The sequence below is a fragment of the Halomonas sp. 3D7M genome (assembly GCF_014897885.1).
Classification (GTDB): Bacteria; Pseudomonadota; Gammaproteobacteria; order Pseudomonadales; family Halomonadaceae; genus Vreelandella.
On record NZ_JABUZF010000184.1, the window covers coordinates 288 to 3,388 of the forward strand.

Annotated in this window: 2 protein-coding genes and 4 tRNA genes; all 6 read left to right on the forward strand. The window is 47.8% G+C overall.

What is annotated here, in order from left to right; translation table 11 throughout:
* Positions 1–131: 131 nt before the first annotated feature.
* The 6 genes from INT22_RS10545 (at position 132) to INT22_RS10570 (ending at position 2,755) form a co-directional block, all read left to right on the forward strand.
* A tRNA-Pro gene (locus INT22_RS10545) sits at positions 132–208 on the forward strand.
* 92 nt (positions 209–300) lie between these two features.
* Positions 301–377 (forward strand) — tRNA-Arg (locus INT22_RS10550).
* A 56-nt stretch (positions 378–433) separates the two neighbouring features.
* Positions 434–508: transfer RNA gene (locus INT22_RS10555), tRNA-His, on the forward strand.
* Positions 509–554: 46 nt separating this feature from the next.
* Positions 555–629: transfer RNA gene (locus INT22_RS10560), tRNA-His, on the forward strand.
* A gap of 542 nt (positions 630–1,171) precedes the next feature.
* Positions 1,172–2,413, forward strand: coding sequence for an NAD(P)/FAD-dependent oxidoreductase (locus INT22_RS10565; RefSeq protein ID WP_193060371.1), 1,242 nt, complete (start codon positions 1,172–1,174; stop codon positions 2,411–2,413).
* A 132-nt stretch (positions 2,414–2,545) separates the two neighbouring features.
* Positions 2,546–2,755: a putative motility protein gene (locus tag INT22_RS10570; RefSeq protein WP_193060372.1), complete on the forward strand. Its 210-nt coding sequence runs from the start codon at positions 2,546–2,548 to the stop codon at positions 2,753–2,755.
* Positions 2,756–3,101: the final 346 nt, after the last annotated feature.

Consider the following 3,101-nt stretch of genomic DNA (forward strand, 5'->3'; position numbering starts at 1 on the left):
TTTTCGCATGCTAGGGCGACAAGGCAAAGCTTCTAACGAATCAATCACTTTAGGTGTTGACTTTAAACTCAGAAATAGTAATATATGCCTCGCTTGAGACGGGACATGCAGCAGCGTCTAAGGTAAGAAATCGGGATGTAGCGCAGTCTGGTAGCGCGCCTGCTTTGGGAGCAGGATGTCGGGGGTTCGAATCCCTCCATCCCGACCACATACCTAGCGCGGAAGGTGGTAACTTGCTTTTCCGAACATTGGTTGTGGTCAAGTGCTCATCAGTATTCAGTCTCTTAGAATGCTTTATGTGCGCCCATAGCTCAACCGGATAGAGCAACGGCCTTCTAAGCCGTAGGTTGCGGGTTCGAGTCCTGCTGGGCGTGCCATTAAGGCTTTTTAGTGGACGCATTCGGTAAGACATGTAAGTCATACTTCATCAATGGTGGATGTAGCTCAGTGGTAGAGCCCCGGATTGTGGCTCCGGTGGTCGTGGGTTCGATCCCCATCATCCACCCCATTTGATGACTCGTATTAATTATATGCAATTCTAGTTTTAGGTTGTGGTGGATGTAGCTCAGTGGTAGAGCCCCGGATTGTGGCTCCGGTGGTCGTGGGTTCGATCCCCATCATCCACCCCATTAACCTTGATGTTATCCTCAAAAAAATCCTATCGCGTTATTATTACTTTTCCCCTTTATTAATTATTTTGTTTGAAACCAAGCTGACCTATGTTCGGCTTTTTTGCGTTTTGGTCGCTCGTGTTTTAAACCCTTCGTGTTTTAAGCCTCTTTCACCTTATTTGGCTATGCAATGCCTTTCCTGGGTTTTGCCTTTGATTCATTTCCTGCCCGAAAAATGTCTCTCTACCTGAAATTGCTGCGAAATTTTCCTAGGCTTATTATCGCGATGCCGCCTTAGTAGGGGGCAGGCCTGCGCTTGATGAACCGCTTAAAAAGGTCTTTAGTAAGAAGCGCTGGTGCATTTTGATGGCTTTGGCGATACGTGCAGTGAAGTCATCTATATTATTTTTTAATGCGATATTTGTTGCTGCTTTTGGGTCTGAAAACAGTTTTTTAAGCTATGTTAATGCTGTTTAGATAGTGATATTTTTTAACGAGTTGTTCGTTGAAAATAATCATTTGAACTGTAGGCAGTATTTTCTTTTACGGAGTGCAACGCAATGGCGCGTCAAACGGTGGTGTTAGGGGCAGGTATGGTCGGTGTCAGCATTGCATGGCACTTGCAGCAGCGTGGTCATCAAGTAACGCTGGTTGATCGCCGCCAACCTGGTCGTGAAACCTCTTTCGGCAATGCTGGCATTATCCAGCGCGAAGCGGTTCGTCCTTATGCTTTCCCGCGGGATATGAAAACCATCCTGAGCGTGCTGCCAAACAAGCGTGTTGATATTCGTTATCGGCCTGCTGGCATGATTAATGCTGCTTCGCCGCTGTTGAGCTACTGGCATAACTCTTCCAGCCGACACTATAAAAAAATAGTGCCTGAGTATGCGTCATTGATACAGCTCTGCTTGAAGACTCACGGCCCCATGATTGAAGCGGCAAAGGCTGATCATTTGGTTCGCCGGGAAGGCTGGTTGGAAATTTATCGCACGCCCGGAGAGCTAGCAAAACGCGTAAAAGAAGCGCAAGACGCCCGTGACAATTTTGGTGTTCAGTTTGACGTTTTGGACCGCGCTGCATTAGAGGCTAAAGAGCCAGACTTAGGTAGCGATATTATTGGTGCTATTCACTGGCTTGACCCCTGGACAGTTGCCGACCCAGGTGGGCTGGTTGCCGCTTATGCAGATGCTTTTGTCCAGCAGGGCGGGCGTATTTTGCAAACTGATATTAAGGGGTTGAAGCAACAAGGAGAGCGCTGGCAAGTCGATACGGCTGCTGAGTGCCTAGAAGCAGATGAGGTTGTCGTTGCACTAGGTCCATGGGCAGGTAGCTGGCTGAAAGGCTTAGGCTATCATTTCCCGACCTTTGTTAAGCGTGGCTATCACATGCACTACGCCACACAGCCTTCTAAAAAGCTTCATTACTGGTTAATGGATGCGGAAGTGGGTTACTTGCTTGCGCCTATGAATGCAGGCGTTCGGTTAACCACCGGGGCTGAGCTTGACCGGCTTGAGTCGCCAGCAGATGAGCAGCAGCTAGCTGCTGCAGAAAAAGTTGCGCGCACGATATTCCCCCTCGCTGAGCGTCGCGACGCCTCTGCTTGGAAAGGCGCGCGACCATGTTTGCCTGACATGAAGCCTGTTATAGGGCCGGCTCCCAAGCATCGTGGCCTGTGGTTAGCTTTTGGACATGGGCATCAGGGATTTACCCTAGGTCCTGCTACCGGGCAATTACTGGCGGATATGATAGAAGGTAAGCCGACTGAGATTGATATGGCGCCTTTCAGGGCTGACCGTTTCTAAATCAGTGGGTAGCTGTTGGCTTAGTACTGTTGGCTTAGTACTGCTGACTAAGTACTTAATGGGAGAGGTGCTTGGTAGTAAAGCATGATGTTTGCTATCTTGATGCAACATATCGCAATCGTGAGGTGGAAGATGGATGTTGCCGTAAGCAACGCAGTGAGCACCGCACTCTATATGAATCAAGCACAATCTGCTGAACAGGCACAGATGCAGCTTTTTAAGCAGTCTCTTGATATGCAAGCACAGCAAGTGTCGGAAGTACTTGCCTCTGCTAACATGGGCGCTCAGCCAAGCCTTGCCCAAGAGGGCAGCGTGGGGACTCAGGTCAATACTTACGCCTAGCCAAATAAACGTCAGTACGAAAAAAGCGCCGACATGTTCGGCGCTTTTTTTTTAAATTTCCCTTAACTACTTTCCCAGTGGATGCCGTAACTCTTCTTGAGATTGAGCTAAAAAGCATTCCTGGTCGGCAAACGCGATGTGCCGTTGTTTATCTGCTATAATATATCAATAGCATTGTTTTGATGCGTTATAGTAGATCAATTTTGTGTTATTTCGCGTTTTTGATATGTTTTTACATATATTTTATGGTTAATGATGTATTAAAGAAGATCAAGCATGAGTTACGCAACAGAGCAAATACTGGAGAGCCTTCGAGAGGCTCGTGCACGTAAGGGGTTAAGCCAGA